The sequence below is a fragment of the Variovorax dokdonensis genome (genome assembly GCF_030316895.1).
Lineage (GTDB): Bacteria > Pseudomonadota > Gammaproteobacteria > Burkholderiales > Burkholderiaceae_C > Variovorax > Variovorax dokdonensis.
Genome location: NZ_JASZYV010000001.1, coordinates 896,289 through 915,943, shown reverse-complemented (window position 1 = coordinate 915,943; position 19,655 = coordinate 896,289). Strand labels below are relative to the sequence as shown.

Here is a 19,655-nt window from a genome sequence, read left to right as displayed (position 1 = left end):
AACAACATGGCAGTCATTCACTTTCGCAACATCATCAAGCGCTACGGCAAAGGCGCCAAGACCAACCAGGTGATCCACGGCGTATCGGCCGAGGTCAAGGACGGCGAGTTCGTCGTGATCGTCGGACCGTCGGGCTGCGGCAAGAGCACCCTGCTGCGGATGGTCGCCGGCCTGGAGGAGATCAGTTCGGGCGAGATCAGCATCGGCGACCGCGTGGTCAACAACGTGGAGCCCGCGCAGCGCGACATCGCGATGGTGTTCCAGAACTACGCGCTCTATCCGCACATGAGCTGCTTCGACAACATGGCCTACGGCTTGCGCATCCAGGGGGTGCCCAAGGCGGAGATCCGCACCCGCGTGGACAAGGCGGCCAAGATCCTCGAACTGTCGCACCTGCTCGAGCGCAAGCCGCGCGAACTGTCGGGCGGACAGCGCCAGCGCGTCGCCATGGGCCGCGCCATCGTGCGCGAGCCGCAGGTGTTCCTCTTCGACGAGCCGTTGTCCAACCTCGACGCCAAGCTGCGCGCCCAGACCCGCCTGGAAATCCAGAAACTGCACCGCGAGTTGGGCATCACGTCGCTGTTCGTGACGCACGACCAGGTCGAGGCCATGACGCTGGCCCAGCGCATCATGGTGATGAACGCCGGTGTGATGGACCAGTTCGGCACGCCCGAAGAGGTCTACAACACGCCGGCCACCACCTTCGTGGCCAGCTTCATGGGCTCGCCACCAATGAACCTGCTCAAGAACGCGCCGGGCGTGCGGCCGGGCACCATCCTGGGCATCCGGCCCGAGCACCTGAACTTCTCGGACGAGGGCTGGCTCGTGAAGGTTGAACAAGTCGAAATGCTGGGTGCGGAGCGCCTCGTGTATGCGCGCCTTGGCGAAGAGCAGCTGGTGATGCGCATCGACGAAAGCGTGCCGGTGCCTGCGCTGGGCGCGTCCGTTCGCGTGGCCGCCGACGAAAACCGGCTGCACTGGTTCGACGCCGGCTCGGGCAAGCGGCTGGCCGATGCCTGAGCGGCTTCGAGCATGAAGGCCTGGCCCTACCCCTTCTGGATCGCCCACCGGGGCGCCGGCAAACTCGCGCCCGAGAACACGATGGCCGCCTTTCGCCTGGGCGCCCGGCACGGCTATCGCATGTTCGAGTGCGACGCCAAGCTCAGTCGCGACGGGGTCGTCTTTCTGATGCACGACGCCACGCTCGACCGCACCACCGACGCCCACGGCATCGGCGGCGAACGCACGTGGTCCGACCTGGCCCAGCTGGACGCCGGCGGCTGGCACTCGCGCGCCTATGCGGGTGAAGCGCTGCCCACGCTGCGGAACCTGGCGCGCTTCTGCCTGGCCAGCGGCCACCTGCTGGACATTGAGATCAAGCCGACGCCGGGCCTGGAGCGCGAGACCGGCGAAGCCGTGGCGCGCGAGGCCGCTCGCCTGTGGGCGGGCGCCACTGTTCCGCCGCTGCTGACCTCCTTCAAGCGAGACGCTTTGGCAGCAGCACGCACCGTGGCGCCCCATCTGCCGCGCGGTTTGCTGCTCGATCGCCTGCACGACGGCTGGCTGCAAGCCGCAAAGGACCTGGACTGCGCGGCCGTCATCTGCAACTACGCGCTGTGGAGCCGCGAACACGTCGATGCGGTGCATGCGGCCGGCATGCGGACACTCAGCTACACCGTGAACGACGAATGGGCGGCGCAGTGGCTGAAGGATCTGGGCACGGACGGCATCGTGACCGACCGGGTCGACCTGTTCGGCCCGGGCGCCTAGCTCGCGCCGCTTGCCTACGCCCCTCCGCCCGGCACGCTCACTATGATGCGGCCGATGTTCCGCATCCGGCACTTCATCTTCCTGCTCCTGGCCGCGCTGCTCTTCGCAGGAAGCGCCTCGGCCCAGACTCCGCCGAAAACGGCGGCGCCTGCCGATGCGGCAGCACCCGCGCCGGCACAGCCCGCGCCCGAAATCACCATGGCCACGCTGCGCGCGCAGGCCGCGCTGCTGCCCGACACCGTCAATGCCGACGAAGACCTGGCCAAGCTCAATGAGGTGACCGACCAGCTCAGCGGCCAGGTCGAGCGCTTCGTCGCACAGCGCACGGCACGGCTGGCCGACCTGAACGCCCGGCTCGGAGAGCTGGGCCCGGCGCCCAGCAGCGCCAACGCCGAAGACGCCGACGTCACCCGCCAGCGCAACGCGCTGACCAAGGAACGCAACGGCATCGATGCCGATATCCGCCTGGCCCGTCTGCTGGCCGTCAACGCCCAGCAGCAACGCAGCGAACTGCTCGCCGAACGGCGCGCCGTGTTCGAGGCACAACTGTTCGAGCGCTCCGAAACGCCTCTGCGCTCAGGCTTCTGGGACAAGGCAATCGCCCAATGGCCCACCGACCGGGACCGGCTGCAGCACCTCTTCGACGGCGTCATGCGCGGCTTGTCCGGCGCCGGAAAGCAATGGCAACTGGGCCTGGGTGCGCTGGCGTCTGCGGCGGCCGCCGTCCTCTTGCTGTGGCTGCTCGAACGCGGCCTGACCTCGGTGGCCGCGCGCTTCTTTCCCGCGGGCCGACTGCGACGTTCGCTGCTCGCTTTGCTGACGGTCGCCGTCTACGTGGTGGTCGTGGGCGGCATCGCCACGCTCACGTGGAGTTGGCTCGAGGAGTCGGGCGACTGGAACACGCAGAGCACGCGCCTGGGCGTCAACCTGGTGCGGCTTTCTATGTACCTGGCGTTCGTCGTCGGACTGGGGCGCTCGCTGCTGTCCAATGCCAGGCCCTCGTGGCGGCTGCCCCCCATCTCCGACGATCTGGCCGCCCGCCTGGGGCCCCTGCCCTGGCTCATGGTGATCGCCACCCTGGCCTTCGGCCTGCCCGTCATCGTCAATGACGTGATCGGCGCACCGCTCAATAGCGTGCTGACCAACCTGTTGCCGACGGCCACCTTCATGCTGGCGAGCCTCGCGGGGCTGCTTTTGATGCGCGTGCGAACCGTTTCGGTCGAGAAGGACGCCTCGCCCGACGCGAGCGCGCAGGACAGATCCGGCGCTTCGGCAGCGGCCAGCGCGCCGACTCCCGCCGAGCGCCCGGTCTGGGTCGGCCTTCTGCTGGGGCTGGTCGCCGTGCTGCTGGTCGCGCTGGTGGTGCTCGTCCTCGTCGGCTATCTGGCCTTTGCGCGCGTGCTTTCCGGCCAGGCCGCATGGACAGGCGTCGTGGTGGCGTCGGCGTACCTGCTGTTCAAGTTCGCCGACGACCTGTGGATGGCGCTGCTGTCGTCGCGAAGCCACTCCGGGCAGCGGTTGCAGCGAGCGACCGGAATCGCGCCCCAGCTGCTCGACCAGATCGCCGTCCTGCTGTCGGCGCTGAGCCGGGCCGCCGTTTTCTTCTACATGCTGATCGCGTTCGTGGCGCCGCTGGGCAGCAGCCCGGGCCAGTTGCTCGAACGCAGCGGCCGAGTAACCGGCAGCCTGAAGATCGGCGAGTTCGTCATCGTGCCCACAGCGATCGCCACCGCCGTCGCCGTGCTGGTGCTGGGCGTGATCGGACTGCGCCTGTTCAAGCGCTGGCTCGAGAACAGCTTCCTGCCGCACACGCAGTTCGAGCCGGGCATGCGCAGCTCGATCACCACGCTGATGGGCTACGTGGGCCTCGTGGTGGTGGTGGCCTTCGCACTTTCGGCCCTGGGAGTCGGCGTCAATCGGATCGCCTGGGTCGCCAGCGCACTGTCGGTGGGCATCGGCTTCGGTCTGCAGGCCATCGTGCAGAACTTCATCTCCGGCCTCATCCTGCTGGCCGAACGCCCGGTCAAGGTGGGCGATTGGGTGGTGCTCGACACGGCGGAGGGCGACATCCGGCGCATCAACGTGCGCGCCACCGAGATCGAGTTGTGGGACCGCTCCACGCTCATCGTCCCCAACTCGGAATTCATCACCAAGACCGTGCGCAACATGACCTTGGCCAATCCGGACGGCCGGGTGCTGATCCGCCTTCCGATGCCGTTGACCACCGACGCGCGAGCCGCGCGCGACCTGATGATGAGCGCCTGCGTCGAGCATGAATCGGTGCTCGAGGACCCCGCTCCGCTCGTGCGCCTGGACGCGGTGGAAAACGGCCTCCTGGTGTTCGTGATGATCGCGTACGTGGCCAGCCCTCGCATGGTGGCGGAGGTCCGAAGCGATCTGCTGTTTGCCGTGCTCGACCGGCTGCAGGCAGCGCAGTTGCCGCTGGCCGTCTTCGTGGCGCAGCCCGGCACGGCGGCCGCGATTCAGCCCATGCCGCCCCAGGCAGTGGCAGAGCCATCGCCCACGCCGCCGCTGTCCGCGGCGGCACCGACTTCCGCCACTGCGGGGCGAGCCGGACCCGGGGTCGCCTGACACCGGACCCAAGCCAGCGCGGTTAGCGGCCAGAGCGGGCGGCCATCCCCCATTGCAACGTGGCGCACACGAGCACCATGGCGCTGTAGGTCGCCATGGCGCCGTCGCGGCCAAAGAACACCAGGCCGCCCACGAGAACGGCCACGCCGGCCCCGAACTGCAGCGCCGCCTGGCGCCACCATGGCATGCGCGGGCTGGCGCCGGGCATGAACCGGGCCATCAGCGGCAGAACCAGCGCCAGGAAAATGGCCGGAGCGACGAAGTTCGCCAGGTGGACGATGAGGGCAATTGGAGACATGGAAAGCGGAGCGTTTTGACATAGCGCAAGGCATCGCGCCACACGCAAACCCCACCTGCACCCTTGGGGAGCCGCAAATTTTATAATCCGGTGCATGGCAGTCTGGGCCCTGGGCTTGAATCACACGACCGCGCCGCTCGATCTGCGCGGTCGTTTTGCGTTCGCCCTCGATCAGTTGGTGCCCACCCTGCACAGCCTGCGCGGATCTTTCGGCACCACGCGCCACCCGAATGTCGAGGCCGCGATCATCTCCACCTGCAACCGCACGGAGATCTATTGCGCGGCCGACGACCCGGCCCTGGAGCACACCGTCGGCTGGCTGGCGCAGAGCGGCGGCGTCGCACCGGCGCTCTTGCGTTCCCACGCTTACACGCTGGCTGACGACCACGCCGCCCGCCATGCCTTCCGCGTGGCGAGCGGGCTCGACTCCATGGTGCTCGGCGAAGCACAGATCCTGGGCCAGATGAAGGACGCCGTGCGTGCCGCCGAGCAGGCCGGCTCGCTGGGCAGCACGCTCAACCAGCTGTTTCAGCGCTCGTTCGCCGTGGCCAAGGAAGTGCGCACCGCCACCGAGATCGGCGCCCACTCCATCAGCATGGCTGCCGCCGCCGTGCGGCTGGCCGGCCAGCTTTTCGAAGACCTGCAGGAGACGCGGGTTCTCTTCATCGGCGCGGGCGAAATGATCGACCTGGCCGCCACGCACTTCGCGGCTCGCCGCCCCCGCTCGCTCGTCATCGCCAATCGCACGCTCGAGCGCGGCGAAAAGCTGGCTTCGCGCTTTGGCGGCGAGGCGATGCGGCTGGCCGACCTGCCCGGCCGGCTGGCCGAATTCGACATCGTCGTCAGCTGCACGGCCAGCAGCCTCCCGCTGATTGGCCTGGGCGCGGTGGAGCGTGCGGTCAAGCAACGCAAGCATCGACCGATGTTCATGGTCGACCTGGCGGTGCCGCGCGACATCGAACCCGAAGTGAAAGACCTGTCCGACGTGTACCTCTACACCGTCGACGATCTGGCCCAGGTGGTGCAGCAGGGCCACGCCCAGCGCCAGGCCGCCGTGGCCGAGGCCGAGGTCATCATCGATGCCGGCGTGCAGAGTTTCATGCATTGGCTGGGACAACGAAGCAGCGTGCCCCTGATCCAGCAACTCAATGCGCAGGCCGACAGCTGGCGCGCCGCCGAACTGGCCCGAGCCCGCAAGATGCTGGCCAAAGGCGAAGACCTGGACGCCGTGCTCGAATCCCTGTCGCGCGGGCTCACCCAGAAGATGCTGCATGGCGCCATGGCCGAGTTGCACGCAGGCGACGCCACTTCGCGCGAGCAGACCGCGCAGACCATTTCCCGGCTGTTCCTGCGCAAGGAACGCTAGCGGCGCCAGTCGCGCCGATCGTGCAGACTGCGGCAGCGGTTTGCACAAACCGCCCCAATGGGGCCTTCTCCAAACATCCAACCGCCCGATCCGACGGGCTCCGCCGTGAAGACCTTCCTGCGCCAACAACTCGAACGCTACGTGCAACGCCTCGGCGAGCTGGATTTCCTGCTGTCGCGCGAGGACATCATGTCCGACATGGCGCAGTACCGCACCATCTCGCGCGAGCATGCGCAAGTGACGCAGGTGGCGGGCCGCTATCAGCGCTACCAGCAAGTGGAGGCCGACGTTGCCGCCGCGCGCGAGATGCTCGAAGACCCGGACATGGCCGAGATGGCCGCCGAAGAAATCGCCAGCGGCGAAGCCGAAGTGCTGCAACTGGAAGACGAACTGCAGCGCCTGCTGCTGCCCAAGGACCCGGACGACGAGCGCAACGCCTTCCTGGAAATCCGCGCCGGCACAGGCGGCGACGAGTCTGCCCTCTTCGCTGGCGACCTGTTTCGCATGTACACCCGCCACGCCGAGCGGGCCGGCTGGCGCGTGGAGATCGTCAGCGCCAACGAAAGCGAGCTGGGCGGCTACAAGGAAGTGGTGCTGCGCGTCGAGGGAGATGGCGTATTCGGGCAGCTGCGCTTCGAATCGGGCGGACACCGCGTCCAGCGCGTGCCGGCCACCGAGACCCAAGGCCGCATCCACACCAGCGCCTGCACTGTCGCCGTGCTGGCCGAGCCCGACGAGGCGCAAGCGGTGCAGATCAATCCGGCCGATCTGCGCATCGACACCTTTCGCGCGAGCGGCGCTGGCGGTCAGCACATCAACAAGACCGATTCGGCCGTGCGGATCACGCACATTCCGACCGGCATCGTGGCCGAATGCCAGGACGACCGGAGCCAGCACCGAAACAAGGCCAAGGCGTTGCAGGTGCTGGCTGCGCGCATCCAGGAAAAGGAGCGTGTCGAGCGCGCCGCCAAGGATGCCGCACTGCGCAAAGGGCTGATCGGCAGCGGTGACCGCTCCGACCGAATCCGCACCTACAACTTCCCCCAGGGCCGCCTGACGGACCACCGCATCAACCTGACCTTGTACAAGCTGCTGACCATCATGGAAGGCGACCTGACCGAAGTTCTCGCCGCGTTGCGTGCCGCCCGTGAGGCAGAACAACTGGCGGAGCTGGAGGCCAGCCTCGCGTGACGGCCGAATGCCCTTCGACCGTGCGCGAGGCACTCGCGCAAGCTGCCCGGCTCGGCCTGGAGCGACTCGACGCGCAGTTGCTGCTGCTGCATGCGATGGGTCGGCCCGTGCACGATCGGGCCTGGCTGATGGCGCACGACGATGCATCGATCCCGCCGGATGGCGCTCAGGCCTTTGCCGATCACGTCCGACGCCGATTGGACGGCGAGCCGGTCGCCTACCTCCTGGGCGAGAAGGAGTTTCGCGGCCTGTCGTTGCAGGTGGACGCCCGCGTGCTGGTGCCGCGTCCGGATACGGAAACCCTGGTCGATTGGGCATTGGCGTGCCTGGCCGGCCAGCCCACTGCCAAGGCGATCGACCTGGGCACGGGCAGCGGCGCCATCGCACTGGGGCTCAAGCACGCGATGCCGCAACTGCAGATTCAGGCGGTGGACGCCAGCGCCGATGCATTGTCGGTGGCGCGAGCCAATGCTCAGCGCCTGGGCCTCGAAATCACGTTTCGGCAGGCCGATTGGCTGGCCGGCGCCGGGCTGGGCCATGCGCTGATCGTTTCGAACCCACCCTATGTGGCGCAGGATGATCCGCATCTGCCGGCGCTGCGCCATGAGCCCCTTTCGGCCCTTGCCGCCGGCCCCGACGGCCTGGACGACATCCGCCGCATCGTGCACGACGCGCCCGCCCATCTGGCCCCCGATGGATGGCTGCTGCTGGAACACGGTCATGACCAGGCCGGCGCCGTCCGAGCGCTGCTGGCGGCGCGTGGATTCGAATCCGTCCAAAGCCGTACCGACCTCGCCGGCATCGAACGGTGCTCCGGCGGATCCTGGCCAGCAGTGAAATAATCGCCCAAACTTTTTGCAGGAGTCCCCATGTCCGACGCTCAACAACGCATCGACGAACTGGTCAAGAACAACGAAGTCCTACTGTTCATGAAAGGAAGCGCCAGCTTCCCGATGTGCGGTTTCTCCGGTCGCGCCATCCAGATCCTGAAGGCCTGCGGCGTCGACCCCAAGGCGCTCAAGACGGTCAACGTCCTGGAAGACGACGGCGTGCGCCAGGGCATCAAGGAATACAGCAACTGGCCCACCATTCCGCAGTTGTACGTGCGCGGCGAATTCGTTGGCGGCTCGGACATCATGATGGAGATGTACGAGTCAGGCGAACTGCAGCAGATGCTGGCCACGCCTTCGAACTGAGTCGCCACAGCGCTTCGCCATGGCCCACGACCATTTTCATTCCACTGATTGGAAGCACGATGGCGTGCGGGTGATTCCCGGCAACCAGTTGGACGTCAACACGGCCCAGACGCCCGGCATGAACCGGGCGGCGGCAATCAATTTCGCACGCGTGGGCGCGCAGAAGCTCTGGGCCGGCACCGTCACCATCCGTGCCAACGCCAAGACCGGCGCCCATCACCATGGACACCTCGAGTCGGTGATCTACGTGGTGCGTGGCCATGCGCGCATGCGATGGGGTGACAAGCTCCAATTCACTGCCGAGGCCGGGCCTGGCGACTTCATCTACGTGCCGCCGTACGTACCGCACCAGGAGATCAACGCCAGCAGCACCGAGCCGCTCGAGTGCGTGTTGTGCCGCAGTGACGGCGAGGCCGTCGCCGTCAACCTGGACATCGAGCCGGTCGAAAAGCCCGACACCGTGCTCTGGGTCGACCCCACCCATCCAAGCGGCGGCGTCTGAGCGCCACAGGCCCTGCGGCGCCTTGCCGGGACCGGCCGCACCGGTCAATTTGTCACGGCACTGAAGGCTGCGCCGGCTGCGGGCGGGGAAACTCCTGACAGGCAGGCCCGGCGGGCACGCCTTATGCTCGTCGCGAGTATTCCGACTTTGTGGAGGTGCCATCCATGAATTCCAGTCTCGTTCCAGCCGCTGCTGGCCTGACATTGCCCATTGCCCAGATGCGCCATGTGTTCGCACCCGAGGATGTGGAGCGCAGGCTGGCCAAGCTGCCCGAGCGCGAACACGAACACCTGCGCAGCACCTACGAACGCATGCTCGAACGCGGCCCCGAGCGTTTCCAGGTCAAGCCATGCGGAGTGCCCGAGATGGCCTCGCTCTATGCCCAGTTGCCCAACTTCACGGAAGTGATCGACGACGTGCGCCGCCATGTCGCGCTGGCGCAGGACAGTCGGGACGGACTCGAGGTCACGCCCATGTTGCTGCTCGGTCCACCGGGCATCGGCAAGACCCACTTCGCACGCAAGCTCGCTGAACTGCTGGGCACCGGCATGTCGCTGGTGCCGATGAATTCCATGACCGCCGGCTGGCTGCTCTCGGGCGCGTCGTCGCAGTGGAAGGGCTCCAAGCCCGGCAAGGTTTTCGAAGCGCTGGTCGAGGGCCAGTACGCCAATCCGGTGATGGTGGTCGACGAGATCGACAAGGCCGGCGCCGATGCCCAATACGATCCTTTGGGCGCTCTATACAACCTGCTCGAGCATGACACCGCCCAGGCCTTCGTCGACGAGTTCGCGGAAGTGGCAATCGACGCCAGCCAGGTCATCTGGATCACCACGGCCAACGACGAGCGCGCCATTCCAGAGCCCATCCTCAACCGGATGAATGTCTTCGAGATCGAACCGCCCTCTCTCGACGAGGCTCGGCGCATCGCGCACAACCTCTATGCATCGATTCGCGCCGAGCATGATTGGGGACGCCTGCTGGCGCCGGAGCCCTCCGACGAAGTGATCGATGCACTCGCCAGCCTGGCTCCGCGCGAGATGCGGCGGGCGCTCATGACGGGTTTCGGAAACGCGCGCCTTGCGCGGCGCGACGCCGTGCGGGTGGAAGACCTGCCGCGCAGCGCCGGCAGCGGGCGCGGCCGCATGGGATTCATGCAGTAACCGGGCCGGACGTGGCCATGATGGTCGCGTTCACTGCATCTGCCGGCGCCCGCCAATCGGGCTGCCGCCGGCTCGTGGCAACATGCGGCATCCCCGAGGTGCCATGACCCTTTCCGAAAGCCTGCTCATCATCGTTGCGCTGATCGCCACCAGCGCCTTCTTCTCGCTCGCAGAAATCTGCCTGGCGGCAGCGCGCCGCCTGCGCTTGCGGCAGATGGCCGATGAAGGCGATGCCCGCGCCGAAAAGGTGCTGCTGCTGCAGGAAAAGCCTGGCCACTACTTCACCGTGGTGCAGATCGGCCTGAACGCGGTAGCCATCCTCGGCGGGGTGGTGGGCGACGGAGCACTCAGCCCCTACTTCGCGGCGGCGCTGCAGCATTGGGTGAGTCCCGAGAACGCGCAACACATCGCCTTCGTGCTCTCGTTTCTGACCATCATCGCGGTGTTCCTCGTCTTTGCCGACCTGTTCCCCAAGCGCTGGGGGATGAACGCACCGGAGCAACTGGCCGTGCGACTCGTGGGGCCCATGCAGTTCCTGATCACCGCGCTAAAACCGGTGGTGTGGCTGTTCACGCAGAGTACCGACCTGCTCTTCAAGATGTTGGGCATGCCGACCCAGCGCGAGGAACAGATCACCTCGGCCGACATCCTGGCGATGACCGAGGCCGGCGCGCGCGCCGGTGTGCTTGCAGAACGCGAGCATCGCGTGATCGCCAACGTTTTCGAACTGGACACCCGGATGGTCAGCAGCGTCATGACACCGCGCGATCGCGTGATCTGGTTCCACAAGGACGAGCCGGAGCAAGTGCTGCGCGCGCGCATCGTGGCCGAGCCTTTCTCGGCCTACCCGGTGTGCGAGGACGACATCGATCATGTCCTCGGCTACGTCGATGCCAAGGACATGTTCCAGCGCGTGCTGGGCGGGCAGCCGCTCTCCTTCGACCAAGGCCTCCCATTGCGCAAGGCGCTGGTGATTCCCGACCGAATTTCGCTGACCGAGGTGCTCGAGCAATTCCGGCAGGCGCACGAGGACTTCGCCATCGTCGTGAACGAATACAGCTTGGTGGTAGGCGTGATCACGCTCAACGACGTGATGAGCACTGTCATGGGCGATCTGGTGCCGCCGATGGACGAAGAGCAGCAGATCGTGCGCCGCGACGACAACTCCTGGCTGATCGACGGCGTCACCCCCATCCAGGACGTCTGCCGCGCCCTGTCGATCGACGCCATGCCTCAGATGGACGAGTACGAAACGCTGGCGGGCTTCCTCATGTTCATGCTGCGCCGGGTACCTCGGCGCACCGACACGGTCAAATGGGCTGGCTTCACCTTCGAAGTGATGGACGTGGACAGCCACCGCATCGACCAGGTGCTGGCCAGCCGGCCGGCCTTGTCGGCCAGCGGCGTTCCGCTCTCGGCAACGGCTGCTCAGGCCGGGGCAGGCTCGTCCGGAAGCGAAACGCCTTCCGCTTGAGCCAGAAGCCTCGCCGCGGCGCGCGCGGCCACCTGAAGGCGCAGGACCTCGCGTTCATCCAGGTCATGCCGAGCATGCAGACAGAACCCGCACAGCACGCCATACAAGCGACCATCTGGCAGACGCACAGGCACGCCGACATGCGCGCCCATGATGTCGTAGACCGCCGGAAGACCATGCGCCACACGCACGGCGCTCACATCACCAACCACCGGGGGAATGCGGCCGTCCGCGATGCGCTTGCACAGCGTCAGCTCGAGCGGATGCGATTGGCCGGGCGCGATCAGGGCTGGTTCGCGAGCCGACGAGATGTAGCGAAAGACGCGCGCATCTCCAACGATCTCGCCCACGAACACCGCCTCCAGTTCCAACTGCTCGCGCACCAGGCGCAGCAAGGTCGAGATGGCGCTTTCCAGGAAGCTGCCGCTACCGTCCGCGGTGATCGTCGACAGATGCCGCTCCAGGCTTTCGTCGTCGGCCAAGAGGGAGCCGGGCAGCGGGCTCGACACCTGGGCTGAGAAGGCGGGAGACATATCACCCAAGGCTAACCCATCCCGGGGTCCTGCGTCGGGGTCTGTTTCACACCCTCACGCCGCGGTTGGCCTGCGGATGTCGATGCGAATACGTTTGCCTTATCCAAGGCCGGAGCTTGGCGCTTGACGTGTCGCGCCCCAGCGACGTCAGGCGGCGCGCCTCGCCGGATCGTCGGCCGCCGCAATGGCGGCGCGGGTGCCGGAACGGGTGGCGGCGACGCTCGTGACCATGGCAAGAACAAGAAGAACGAGTCCAGCCATATGCAGGCTTCCCATGCCCTGCTGATCGATCAACCATCCACCGGCAGCCGCGCCGATGGCCTGGCCGGCATACATGGCGGAAGTGTTCAGAGCAATCGACCCGCTTGCGAGCGATGGCGCCAGCGCCACCAGACGGGCCTGCTGCGCCGAGTTGGCGGAAAAGCAGCCCAACGCCCAGGGAATGGCGACGATGGCCGCGAGCACGATGGTCTCGCCTACGGGCCAAAGCAGAAGGCTGAGCGCCATCCCCACCATCGCGATCATGGCGCCGCGCGGTGCCCCGATGCGATCGATGAAGCGCGACATGAGCACATTGCCGACAAGTCCGAAGGCGCCGAAACACAGGAACAAGGCTCCCAACTGCTGGGCACTGGCGCCCAAGGTGGTCTTGAAGTAAGGCGCGAAGTAGGCAAACAGAACGAACTGCCCGGCAGCGCTCAGCAGCGTGACGGCAATGCACAGCATCAATGGCTGGGACCGCAATGCGGCGCCCCAGTTCGAGAGCGCAAAGCGCGGCGGGCGCACGTTGGCAGGCATCGCGTACCACAACCAGCCAGCCGATGCAAAGGACAGCGCTGCAACCATCAAGTAGGCGCCTTGCCAGCCAAACGCGCCGCTGAGCCAGGCGTTCAGCGGCATGCCCAGCACCGATGCCAGCGACCAGCCGACAAAGACGAAGGTGATGGCCCGTCCCCGCTGCGCCAGAGGTACCAGCATGCCCGCGCACGCCGCCGCCTGTGGCGTGAACACCGCCGCCGGCACCACGGCCAGAACACGCAGCACGAGCAGCCACCCGAAGCTGGGCGCCAGCGTGCAAAGCGCGTGCATGGCGCCGTACCAGAGCATCGACAAGGCGAGAAGGTGGCGCCGGTCGAAGGGCGCCACCACGCTGGCCAGCGCTGGCGCACCGACGCAGACGACCACGCCAGCCGCGGTAATCAGATAACCAGCCACCGAAACGGAAACACCGAAAAACGCGCTGATCTCGTTGAGCGTTGCGGCGGCCGCCATGACGCCGGTACCGATGGCGAAGTTACCGGCCAGCAAGGCCCAGAGCATGAGAGGCATGAAACGCTAAACTGACTGGCGGAGGGGAAAAGGAGCGCGCGCGAGCATGCGCCCGCTTGGGCAATGTAACCGTGGGCCCTGGCTGGCTCAACCGACGATTTGGAACTCTTTGCATGCGCCGCGCGCATGCGACTGGCATTGGCAGGTCAGTCCTGCCGGTCGACGAAGGCCCAATTGCGCTGGTTGGCGAACACGGCGTCGGGGTATGGCGAGCGGCCGCGACTGCCGTTGTAGCGGCCCAGCGCCATGAACAGGTCGCCTCGCTCGCGGTCGAGGTAGTGGCGCAGGATCACGCAACCGAAGCGCAGGTTGGTCTGCATGTGGAAGAGGCTCGCCGGATTGCCATCGCCAATGGCCTTGGTCCAGAAAGGCATCACCTGCATGTAGCCCCGCGCGCCCGCGCTGGAAATGGCCCATCGACGAAAGTTGCTTTCGACCTGGATCAGACCCAGGACGAGGCTGATGTCCAGGCCAGCACGCTTGGTCTCGTACCAGAGCGTCTGCAGAAAGTCCGTGCGCGCGATCAGCGTCGGAATGCGCTTTTGCAGCTTCTCGCCCATCGTCACACGCCAACGCAGGTAGGCCATGCGACTCTGGGTGTCCTGGAACTCGGGCACGGGCGGGGCGCTGTTGTGAATGGCGGCGCTCAAGGCTGAACGGACGGAGTCGATCAGCGGCTCCTCGATCTGCGCGCCCGCCAGAGCCGGACGGCAGAACCCCAGCGAGACCGCCCCGGTCGCAGTGCCAAATGCTGCGCCCAGGCACTGACGTCTGGAGAGACTCAACCTGCCACCCTATCTTTCGACCTGCCAGATGGGCGAGCCATCGTCACCGCGCGCCCTCTGCGCTCATGCCGCCAGCCTGCCGCGGACCAGGCCTGCCACTTCCTGCACGGCCACCTTCGTGGCTGCCGTATCGCGGCGATGCTGGTACTCGACGGTTCCTTCCTTCAATCCACGGTCGGAGAGAACCACGCGATGCGGCACACCGATCAGCTCCCATTCGGCGAACATCACGCCGGGGCGCTCGCCCCGGTCGTCGAGGATCACATCGACGCCAGCAGCCAGCAACTCGTCGTAGAGCTTCTCGGCGGCAGCCTTGACCTCGGCGCTGCGGTCCATGCCGATGGGGCACACCACCACCGTGAACGGCGCAATCGCGTCGGGCCAGATGATGCCGCGCTCGTCATGGTTCTGTTCGATGGCGGCGGCAGGCAGGCGCGTGATGCCGATGCCGTAGCAGCCCATCTCCATCGGCTGGGACTTGCCGCCTTCGTCCAGGAACGTGGCGGCCATGGCCTTGCTGTATTTGGTGCCCAGGTAGAACACGTGGCCCACCTCGATGCCGCGCTCGATGGCCAAGACGCCTTTGCCGTCCGGTGAGGCGTCGCCGGCCACGACGTTGCGGATGTCCGCCACGAGGTCAGGCTCCGGCAGGTCGCGACCCCAGTTGACGCCGGTGATGTGGAAGTCGGGCTCGTTGGCACCGCAGATCCAGTCCGCCATGACAGCGACGTCGCGGTCCGCCACCACCTTGACCGGCAGCTTGAGGCCCAGCGGGCCCAGGTAGCCAGGCTTGCTGCCAAAGTGCGCCTCGATCTCGGGCACTGTCGCAAAGCGGAAGCCCTGCTCGAAACCCGGCAGCTTGCCAACCTTGACTTCGTTCATGTCGTGGTCACCGCGCACCAGCAGCAGCCAGATCTGCACCTTCTTCACCGTGCCCTGATCGTCCACCTCTTCGGTCGCCAGCACCAGCGACTTGACGGTGGTCGACAGCGGCACGCCGAGCAGTTCGGACACGTCCTCGCAGGTGCTTTTGCCGGGCGTCGGCGTCTTGACGGCGTCCTTGCCGGATGCCGGCCGCGTCGCCTGGGGCGCCAGCGCTTCCGCCTTTTCCATGTTGGCGGCGTAGTCACTGTCGGGGCAATAGACGATCGCGTCCTCGCCGGTTGCCGCAATGACCTGGAATTCCTCGGACAGATCGCCACCGATCGCGCCGCTGTCGGCCGCCACGGCGCGATAGCGAAGGCCGAAACGGTCGAAGATCGCGCGGTAGGCCTTCGCCATGACCTGGTAGCTCGCCTTGGCGCTCGACACGTCGCGGTCGAAGCTGTAGGCGTCCTTCATGATGAATTCCCGCCCACGCATCAGCCCAAAGCGCGGCCGACGTTCATCCCGGAACTTGGTCTGGATCTGATAGAAGTTCTTGGGAAGCTGCTTGTAGCTCTTGATCTCCTGGCGCGCGATGTCGGTCACGACCTCTTCACTGGTGGGCTGCACCACGTAGTCGCGCTCGTGCCGATCCTGAATGCGCATCAGCTCGGGCCCCATCTTGTCGAAGCGTCCGGTTTCCTGCCAGAGCTCGGCCGGCTGGACCACCGGCATCGTCAGCTCGACGGCTCCGGCGCGCTCCATTTCTTCGCGCACGATGGCTTCCACCTTGCGGATCACGCGCAGCCCCATCGGCATGTAGGTGTAGATGCCGGCGCCCAGCTTCTTGATCATGCCGGCACGCGTCATGAGTCGGTGACTCACGACTTCGGCGTCCGCCGGCGCTTCCTTCAGGGTGGAGACAAAGAAACGAGACGCTTTCATGCGGTTGGCAGCTATTGAATAGGGAGGGAAGGGATCGTGCGAGAGAGCCGAGAATGCCGGGCAAAGTCGCCCGATGCGGGGTCTAGAGACAGTCCCCTTGCCGAGCCCCCCTCGGCATGCATAATCGAATCAGTTCAAAAATTGAGGTTTGATTATGCTCGACCGAGACGGCTTCAGGCCCAACGTCGGCATCATCCTGCTCAACCAGCGCAATCAGGTTTTCTGGGGCAAACGCATACGCACCCATTCCTGGCAGTTCCCGCAAGGCGGCATCGATCGCGGCGAAAACCCCGAGCAAGCGATGTTCCGGGAATTGCGAGAAGAAGTCGGCCTCCTGCCGGAGCATGTGCGCATCGTGGCCCGTACCCGCGACTGGTTGCGCTACGAGGTGCCGGATCGGTACATCCGTCGCGACGCTCGCGGCCATTACAAGGGCCAAAAGCAGATCTGGTTCCTGCTGCAGTTGGTGGGTCACGACTGGGACCTCAACCTGCGCGCTACCGACCATCCCGAGTTCGATGCCTGGCGTTGGCATGATTACTGGGTGCCACTCGACGTGGTCGTCGAGTTCAAGCGCGGCGTCTATGAAATGGCGTTGACCGAACTCGCCCGCTACCTGCCTCGGCAGGATTTTCGCAACCGTTTCTTGCGTGGCAATGTCCGTGGCCGCGAGTTCGATCGGCACCCTTCCGGCCATGGCCGGGAGCCGGGATTCGAGCTTCCTCCGGGCGCCACCTTCGAGCCTGATCCCAATGCTTCCGCGCCTACTCAGCCTGCCACTCCCGAAGCTTCGGCTTCAACGCAATCCATCCAGGCCACCCGGACTTGACCGGCGGCTGCTCGCCTTCCTTCTGGGCGTCGCGCTGACCGGAGGCGCCGCGCAAGCAGCGCTGTTCGAAAATCCGGACTGGAAAGAAAGCGAAGCTCCGCCTCCGCCGAAGTTCGAGGTCAGTCGCATGCTGGAAATCGACATGCCACCGCAACGCGAGCTGCGTTACGGCGTCGATCCGCAAACCATCCGGATTACCGGCGACGGCGTGGTCCGATATGTCGCGATCGCCACGCGTGGCGGTGGGCAGAGAGGCCCCGTCAATGCGTTCTACGAAGGCCTTCGCTGCGCGACCGGCGAAGTCAAGACCTACGCCCGCTTCACCGGCGACAGCTGGCACGAGGCCAAGGATCCGCAATGGCAGGACGTGGGCAGCCTGCGGTCGACCCACACACTCGCCCTGGCGCGCCAAGCCATATGTCGCAGCGCCGCGCCTCGCGACTCCGTGGACGAGATGGTCCGCCTGCTGAAGAACCAGAAGCCGCTGGACTGAGACGCCCGCGCGCGTCTGCGCTTCAGCCCGTCAACACCATGTTGTCGCGGTGGACCATTTCGGGCTCGGCCACGTAGCCGAGCAGGCGCTCGATCTCCGCGGACGGCTTGCGGCACAGCAACCGGGCCTCTGCGCTCGAATAGTTGGCGAGGCCACGCGCCAGTTCTTTTCCGTCAGGACCGCGCACGGCGATCACATCGCCACGCGAGAAGTCGCCATCGACTGCAGTCATGCCGATCGGCAGCAGGCTCTTGCCCTCCCCGCGCAGCTTGGGTACGGCCCCTGCGTCGACGGTGACCGCACCTCGCAATTGGAGGTGATCCGCCATCCAGCGCTTGCGCGCCTGATGTTTGGGCGTCTGTGCGACGAGCAAGGTGCCGATTGACTCGCCTTGCGTCAAGCGCAGCAATGCATCAGGCTCGCGTCCCCATGCGATGACCGTGGAGGCCCCCGAACCCGCGGCGCGCTTGGCTGCGAGGATCTTCGTGATCATGCCGCCGCTGCCGATCGAGCTGCCGACGCCGCCGGCCATCGCCTCCAGCGCCGGGTCACCCGCCTGTGCCTCGTGCACGAACTTGGCATCGGGATTCTTGCGTGGGTCAGCGGTGTACAGACCCTTCTGGTCCGTGAGGATCACGAGCGCGTCGGCCTCGACCAGGTTGGCCACAAGGGCGCCGAGCGTGTCGTTGTCGCCGAACTTGATCTCGTCGTTGACGACGGTGTCGTTCTCGTTGATGACCGGCAGCACACCCAGTCCAAGCAAGGTCAGCAGCGTCGTGCGTGCGTTGAGGTAGCGTTCGCGGTCTGCCAGGTCGGCGTGCGTGAGCAGCACCTGTGCACTGCCCAACTGGTTCTCGCGCAACTTGCTCTCGTACATCTGGGCCAGGCCCATCTGGCCCACGGCCGCAGCGGCCTGAAGTTCGTGCACCTCGTGTGGCCGGCGGCTCCAACCCAGACGCTTCATGCCCTCAGCAATGGCGCCGCTGGAGACCATGACCATCTCGCGTCCATCGCGCGCCAAAGCCGCGAGTTGCCGGCACCACTCCCCGATCGCCTCCTCGTCCAGGCCACGTCCCTCGTTCGTGACGAGACTGGAGCCGACCTTGACGACGATGCGACGTGCATCGCGCAAAACGCTGGAGGCGGACTTGACTGACATCGGGCAGAGGGCCTTGGAAGAGAAGGAGAAGGTATTTGATTGGGCTGCGCGTTCCGATCGGGAGCGCAAGCCGCACAGGTTTTCAGCCTGGTTCTGAGAACCGGGGATCGTGCTCGACCGGAGGCTGGGCGGCCAGTTGCTGAGCGCGCACCTGCTGGTAAACGGCTTGGACGAGGTGTTCGCATCCCTCGCGCGTGAGCGCCGAGATCTCGAACACGGGGCCCTTGAACTTCAGTCGCTTGACGAAGTCCTTGACCTTGACCGCACGCTCTTCGACCGGAATCATGTCGAGCTTGTTGAGCACAAGCCAGCGCGGCTTTTCGTAGAGTTGGGGGTCGTACTTCTTGAGTTCGCCCACGATGGCCTTGGCCTGTGCGACCGGATCGACGCCCTCGTCGAATGGTGCCAGATCCACGACGTGCAGTAGCAGTCGTGTGCGCTGCAGGTGACGCAGGAAGAGGTGGCCGAGACCAGCGCCCTCGGATGCACCCTCGATCAGCCCCGGCAGATCGGCCACCACGAAGCTCTGCTCCGGCCCGACGCGCACCACACCCAGGTTGGGGTGCAATGTCGTGAAGGGATAGTCCGCGATCCTTGGCCGCGCGTTGGACACGGCGCTGATCAGCGTCGACTTGCCCGCGTTCGGCATGCCGAGCAGACCAACGTCGGCCAGCACCTTGAGTTCGAGCTTGAGATTGCGACGCTCGCCCGGCCAGCCTGGCGTCTTCTGACGGGGAGCGCGGTTGATGGCACTCTTGAAGCGCAGGTTGCCAAAGCCACCGTCACCGCCCTTGGCGATGATGATCTTCTCGCCGGGCTCGAGCAGTTCGAACAAAACCTCACCGGTCTCTGCATCGCTCACGATGGTGCCGACGGGCATCTTCAATGTGATGTCGGACCCGGCCGCTCCGAACATGTCGGAACCCTTGCCGTGCTCTCCGCGCTTGGCTTCGTGCCGACGCGAGAAGCGGAAGTCCACCAGCGTGTTGAGATTGGGATCGGCCACCGCGTACACGTGGCCCCCGCGGCCACCGTCTCCGCCGTCCGGACCACCAAACTCCTTGAATTTTTCGTGCCTGAACGACACGCAGCCATTGCCGCCATCGCCGGCGGCAATGTCGATGAACGCTTCGTCAACGAACTTCATGGTGGATCCGCAGTGTACAAAT

The 19,655-nt window shown here is 66.0% G+C and carries 19 protein-coding genes; 12 read left to right on the top strand and 7 right to left on the bottom strand.

Translation table 11 applies throughout. From position 1 onward, the window contains the following. The first annotated feature begins 6 nt into the window (after positions 1-6). Genes ugpC through QTH91_RS04265 form a run of 3 tightly spaced genes read left to right on the top strand, consistent with a single transcriptional unit; the run spans position 7 to position 4,362 of the window. Positions 7-1,020, top strand: a complete 1,014-nt coding sequence (gene ugpC / locus QTH91_RS04275; RefSeq protein WP_286658779.1) for a sn-glycerol-3-phosphate ABC transporter ATP-binding protein UgpC — start codon at positions 7-9, stop codon at positions 1,018-1,020. Between the two features lie 12 nt (positions 1,021-1,032). Further along, positions 1,033-1,770 (top strand): glycerophosphodiester phosphodiesterase, encoded by a 738-nt coding sequence (gene ugpQ / locus QTH91_RS04270; RefSeq protein ID WP_286658778.1) that lies wholly within the window; start codon positions 1,033-1,035, stop codon positions 1,768-1,770. Positions 1,771-1,824: 54 nt separating this feature from the next. Continuing rightward, positions 1,825-4,362 carry a DUF3772 domain-containing protein gene (locus QTH91_RS04265; RefSeq protein ID WP_286658777.1) on the top strand — a complete coding sequence of 846 codons (2,538 nt, stop codon included), beginning with the start codon at positions 1,825-1,827 and terminating at the stop codon, positions 4,360-4,362. A 22-nt stretch (positions 4,363-4,384) separates the two neighbouring features. On the opposite strand, the gene QTH91_RS04260 is transcribed toward QTH91_RS04265, so the two are convergent. Further along, positions 4,385-4,660 (bottom strand): hypothetical protein, encoded by a 276-nt coding sequence (locus QTH91_RS04260; RefSeq protein ID WP_286658776.1) that lies wholly within the window; start codon positions 4,658-4,660, stop codon positions 4,385-4,387. A 94-nt stretch (positions 4,661-4,754) separates the two neighbouring features. Between QTH91_RS04260 and hemA the strand changes: the two genes are divergently transcribed. From hemA to paeA, 7 genes are all read left to right on the top strand, one after another. Then, positions 4,755-6,026, top strand: coding sequence for a glutamyl-tRNA reductase (gene hemA, locus QTH91_RS04255; protein WP_286658775.1), 1,272 nt, complete (start codon positions 4,755-4,757; stop codon positions 6,024-6,026). 105 nt (positions 6,027-6,131) lie between these two features. Then, complete coding sequence (prfA, locus tag QTH91_RS04250; protein ID WP_286659610.1) at positions 6,132-7,217, top strand: peptide chain release factor 1; 1,086 nt, start codon at positions 6,132-6,134, stop codon at positions 7,215-7,217. Further along, positions 7,214-8,059, top strand: coding sequence for a peptide chain release factor N(5)-glutamine methyltransferase (gene prmC, locus QTH91_RS04245; protein ID WP_286658774.1), 846 nt, complete (start codon positions 7,214-7,216; stop codon positions 8,057-8,059). Before prfA ends, prmC begins: the two co-directional genes overlap by 4 nt. Before the next feature lie 27 nt (positions 8,060-8,086). Then, positions 8,087-8,413, top strand: a complete 327-nt coding sequence (grxD, locus tag QTH91_RS04240; RefSeq protein WP_286658773.1) for a Grx4 family monothiol glutaredoxin — start codon at positions 8,087-8,089, stop codon at positions 8,411-8,413. A gap of 19 nt (positions 8,414-8,432) precedes the next feature. Beyond that, the gene (locus QTH91_RS04235; RefSeq protein ID WP_286658772.1) at positions 8,433-8,915 is read left to right on the top strand and encodes a cupin domain-containing protein; all 483 of its coding nucleotides are present in this window, start codon (positions 8,433-8,435) and stop codon (positions 8,913-8,915) included. Between the two features lie 164 nt (positions 8,916-9,079). Continuing rightward, positions 9,080-10,075: an AAA family ATPase gene (locus QTH91_RS04230; protein ID WP_286658771.1), complete on the top strand. Its 996-nt coding sequence runs from the start codon at positions 9,080-9,082 to the stop codon at positions 10,073-10,075. A gap of 103 nt (positions 10,076-10,178) precedes the next feature. Next, the gene (gene paeA / locus QTH91_RS04225) at positions 10,179-11,549 is read left to right on the top strand and encodes a polyamine export protein PaeA (protein ID WP_286658770.1); all 1,371 of its coding nucleotides are present in this window, start codon (positions 10,179-10,181) and stop codon (positions 11,547-11,549) included. On the opposite strand, the gene QTH91_RS04220 is transcribed toward paeA, so the two are convergent. From QTH91_RS04220 to QTH91_RS04205, 4 genes are all read right to left on the bottom strand, one after another. Beyond that, the gene (locus tag QTH91_RS04220) at positions 11,504-12,082 is read right to left on the bottom strand and encodes a GAF domain-containing protein (protein WP_286659609.1); all 579 of its coding nucleotides are present in this window, start codon (positions 12,080-12,082) and stop codon (positions 11,504-11,506) included. The genes paeA and QTH91_RS04220 overlap by 46 nt on opposite strands. A 147-nt stretch (positions 12,083-12,229) precedes the next feature. Continuing rightward, complete coding sequence (locus tag QTH91_RS04215) at positions 12,230-13,411, bottom strand: MFS transporter (protein ID WP_286658769.1); 1,182 nt, start codon at positions 13,409-13,411, stop codon at positions 12,230-12,232. 146 nt (positions 13,412-13,557) lie between these two features. Beyond that, complete coding sequence (locus QTH91_RS04210; protein WP_390368428.1) at positions 13,558-14,196, bottom strand: lytic transglycosylase domain-containing protein; 639 nt, start codon at positions 14,194-14,196, stop codon at positions 13,558-13,560. Positions 14,197-14,259: 63 nt separating this feature from the next. After that, positions 14,260-16,005, bottom strand: a complete 1,746-nt coding sequence (locus QTH91_RS04205; protein ID WP_286658768.1) for a proline--tRNA ligase — start codon at positions 16,003-16,005, stop codon at positions 14,260-14,262. A gap of 154 nt (positions 16,006-16,159) precedes the next feature. On the opposite strand from QTH91_RS04205, the gene QTH91_RS04200 reads away from it, so the two are divergent. Continuing rightward, positions 16,160-16,834: an RNA pyrophosphohydrolase gene (locus QTH91_RS04200; RefSeq protein ID WP_286658767.1), complete on the top strand. Its 675-nt coding sequence runs from the start codon at positions 16,160-16,162 to the stop codon at positions 16,832-16,834. Beyond that, positions 16,758-17,327 (top strand): CNP1-like family protein, encoded by a 570-nt coding sequence (locus QTH91_RS04195; RefSeq protein WP_286658766.1) that lies wholly within the window; start codon positions 16,758-16,760, stop codon positions 17,325-17,327. Before QTH91_RS04200 ends, QTH91_RS04195 begins: the two co-directional genes overlap by 77 nt. Before the next feature lie 22 nt (positions 17,328-17,349). Here QTH91_RS04195 and proB read toward each other — a convergent pair whose 3' ends face one another. Continuing rightward, on the bottom strand, positions 17,350-18,486 hold the full coding sequence (gene proB / locus QTH91_RS04190) for a glutamate 5-kinase (protein WP_286658765.1): 1,137 nt from the start codon (positions 18,484-18,486) through the stop codon (positions 17,350-17,352). 82 nt (positions 18,487-18,568) lie between these two features. Beyond that, entirely contained in the window at positions 18,569-19,633 is a 1,065-nt protein-coding gene (cgtA, locus tag QTH91_RS04185; protein WP_286658764.1) for an Obg family GTPase CgtA, read from the bottom strand. Positions 19,634-19,655: the final 22 nt, after the last annotated feature.

Bases quoted from the DNA above. Each gene is read 5' to 3' on its own strand.
- ugpC (WP_286658779.1), top strand. From the start codon at position 7: ATGGCAGTCATTCACTTTCGCAACATCATCAAGCGCTACGGCAAAGGC.
- ugpQ (WP_286658778.1), top strand. From the start codon at position 1,033: ATGAAGGCCTGGCCCTACCCCTTCTGGATCGCCCACCGGGGCGCCGGC.
- QTH91_RS04265 (WP_286658777.1), top strand. From the start codon at position 1,825: ATGTTCCGCATCCGGCACTTCATCTTCCTGCTCCTGGCCGCGCTGCTC.
- QTH91_RS04260 (WP_286658776.1), bottom strand. From the start codon at position 4,660: ATGTCTCCAATTGCCCTCATCGTCCACCTGGCGAACTTCGTCGCTCCG.
- hemA (WP_286658775.1), top strand. From the start codon at position 4,755: ATGGCAGTCTGGGCCCTGGGCTTGAATCACACGACCGCGCCGCTCGAT.
- grxD (WP_286658773.1), top strand. From the start codon at position 8,087: ATGTCCGACGCTCAACAACGCATCGACGAACTGGTCAAGAACAACGAA.
- QTH91_RS04235 (WP_286658772.1), top strand. From the start codon at position 8,433: ATGGCCCACGACCATTTTCATTCCACTGATTGGAAGCACGATGGCGTG.
- QTH91_RS04230 (WP_286658771.1), top strand. From the start codon at position 9,080: ATGAATTCCAGTCTCGTTCCAGCCGCTGCTGGCCTGACATTGCCCATT.
- paeA (WP_286658770.1), top strand. From the start codon at position 10,179: ATGACCCTTTCCGAAAGCCTGCTCATCATCGTTGCGCTGATCGCCACC.
- QTH91_RS04220 (WP_286659609.1), bottom strand. From the start codon at position 12,082: ATGTCTCCCGCCTTCTCAGCCCAGGTGTCGAGCCCGCTGCCCGGCTCC.
- QTH91_RS04215 (WP_286658769.1), bottom strand. From the start codon at position 13,411: ATGCCTCTCATGCTCTGGGCCTTGCTGGCCGGTAACTTCGCCATCGGT.
- QTH91_RS04205 (WP_286658768.1), bottom strand. From the start codon at position 16,005: ATGAAAGCGTCTCGTTTCTTTGTCTCCACCCTGAAGGAAGCGCCGGCG.
- QTH91_RS04200 (WP_286658767.1), top strand. From the start codon at position 16,160: ATGCTCGACCGAGACGGCTTCAGGCCCAACGTCGGCATCATCCTGCTC.
- QTH91_RS04195 (WP_286658766.1), top strand. From the start codon at position 16,758: ATGCTTCCGCGCCTACTCAGCCTGCCACTCCCGAAGCTTCGGCTTCAA.
- proB (WP_286658765.1), bottom strand. From the start codon at position 18,486: ATGTCAGTCAAGTCCGCCTCCAGCGTTTTGCGCGATGCACGTCGCATC.
- cgtA (WP_286658764.1), bottom strand. From the start codon at position 19,633: ATGAAGTTCGTTGACGAAGCGTTCATCGACATTGCCGCCGGCGATGGC.